The organism is Methylobacter sp. BBA5.1, assembly GCF_000746145.1.
Taxonomy (GTDB): domain Bacteria; phylum Pseudomonadota; class Gammaproteobacteria; order Methylococcales; family Methylomonadaceae; genus Methylobacter; species Methylobacter marinus.
Genome location: NZ_KN050818.1, coordinates 1 through 1,671, shown reverse-complemented (window position 1 = coordinate 1,671; position 1,671 = coordinate 1). Strand labels below are relative to the sequence as shown.

The window sequence follows — 1,671 nt, the reverse complement described above, 5'->3', positions numbered from 1 at the left end:
CAGTCTGGCTTCCTGAATCCGGCTGCCGTCGCCCAGGACGTCGAGCAGGCCGAACGGCGCCGTCGGCTCGTCGACATCGGCCAGCATGTCGCGGAAGAAGGCCTCGTGCTCTTCCGGCTTCATCCCCAGCCGCGCCTGAGCGACAAAGTTGCGGAACGGCAGCGGCGCCGGCAGCTGATTCGCCTGTCCCTGCAGGTGTGCCCTCGCCTCTTCCATCAGCAATGCCAGCGCTGTGTGGTCGGACACCAAATGGTGCATCATCAGCAACAACAGCCAGCGGTCGTTGGCTTTATCATAGGCGGTATAAACCCGCATCAACGGCGCCTGGCGCACATCGAAGCGGTAATGTCTCGGATGGTAACGTTCCGTCAATTGTCCGGCCACATCGCCCGCTTCAGGGTCCAGGATGACCTCCTCTACGCTCAGCGAAGCCTGGCGCCACACGATCTGCACGGGCTCCGGCAATCCCTCCCAGGCCACGGAAGTGCGCAGGATATCGTGCCGGTCAATCACCGCCTGCAGCGCAACCACGATCTCTTGCAGCCGCTCAGCGCTATCGAAAGCCAACAAAGAGGGCAAGAGGTAGGCGTCCCCTTCGGACTCCATCAAATGGTGGAACAGAATGCCTTCCTGTAGCGGCGCCAGCGGATAGATATCCTGCACGTTGGCCGCCCCGCCCGGCACGGCGGCCGTGATGCGGTCGATATCGGCCTGCGACAGGGCTACCAGCGGCAGCATGTCCGGGGTAATGGCCGTCGCATCGGCCGGAATAGCGTTAGGCGGGACCATGACCTGCCGGGAATCGCCGCCGACTGCGGCAGCCAGTCCGGCCAGCGTCGGTGCGGCGAACAAGGCCTGCACGTCGGCGTTCAGTCCGGCCTGGCGCATGCGCGCAATGAGCGACACAGCCAGCAGGGAATGTCCGCCCAGTTCGAAAAAATTGTCGTGGCGGCCGACCTGCTCGACCTTGAGCAGCTCGGACCAGATGGCGGCTAAAGCCTGTTCGGTCTCGCCTTGCGGCGCCTCATACTCACGTGCGCCATAAGCATCGCCCTCCGGTGCCGGCAGAGCTTTCCGGTCCAGCTTGCCGTTGGCGGTCAGCGGCAGCGCTTCCAAGTGCACGAAGGCGACAGGCACCATGTATTCGGGCAGGGTTTCGGCCAGGTGCGCGCGCAGGCTGTCCGCCGCCACGTCGGCGTCGCCGGTGTAATAAGCCACCAGCCGTTTGCCGCCGGTGCCGTCCTCGCGGGCCAGCACCGCCGTTTCCCGCACCTGCGGATGCTCGGCCAGCCGGGCCTCGATCTCGCCCAGCTCGATGCGGAAGCCGCGGATCTTGACTTGGAAATCGTTGCGGCCGAGGAACTCGATACTACCATCCTCCAGCCAGCGGCCCAGGTCGCCGGTCTTGTACAGCCGGGCTTCGGGATCTGAGCTGAACGGGTCGGCGATGAAGCGCTCGGCGCTCAGCTCGGGCCGGTTCAGGTAACCCCGCGCCAGTCCGGCGCCGCCTACATACAGCTCGCCCATGACACCGACCGGAACGGGTTCGAGATGAGAGTCCAGCAGGTAGACGTGGGTGTTGGCGATGGGCTTGCCGATCGGCGGCAGGCCTTCTTTTCCGGCCGGCACCGGGCAGGAGGTCGAAACCACGCTGTTCTCGGTGGGGCCGTA

The 1,671-nt window shown here is 65.2% G+C and carries 2 protein-coding genes and 1 pseudogene; 1 reads left to right on the top strand and 2 read right to left on the bottom strand.

The genetic code is table 11. The features are described 5' to 3' along the window. Positions 1–1,272, bottom strand: a 1,272-nt coding sequence (locus EK22_RS22935; RefSeq protein WP_304413698.1) for a condensation domain-containing protein, incomplete at its 3' end; no start/stop codon positions are given. Between the two features lie 6 nt (positions 1,273–1,278). On the opposite strand from EK22_RS22935, the gene EK22_RS25525 reads away from it, so the two are divergent. Continuing rightward, positions 1,279–1,431: a hypothetical protein gene (locus EK22_RS25525; RefSeq protein ID WP_304413699.1), complete on the top strand. Its 153-nt coding sequence runs from the start codon at positions 1,279–1,281 to the stop codon at positions 1,429–1,431. A gap of 60 nt (positions 1,432–1,491) precedes the next feature. On the opposite strand, the pseudogene EK22_RS25660 reads toward EK22_RS25525, so the two are convergent. After that, positions 1,492–1,671, bottom strand: a pseudogene (locus tag EK22_RS25660) (AMP-binding protein); the annotation flags it as partial.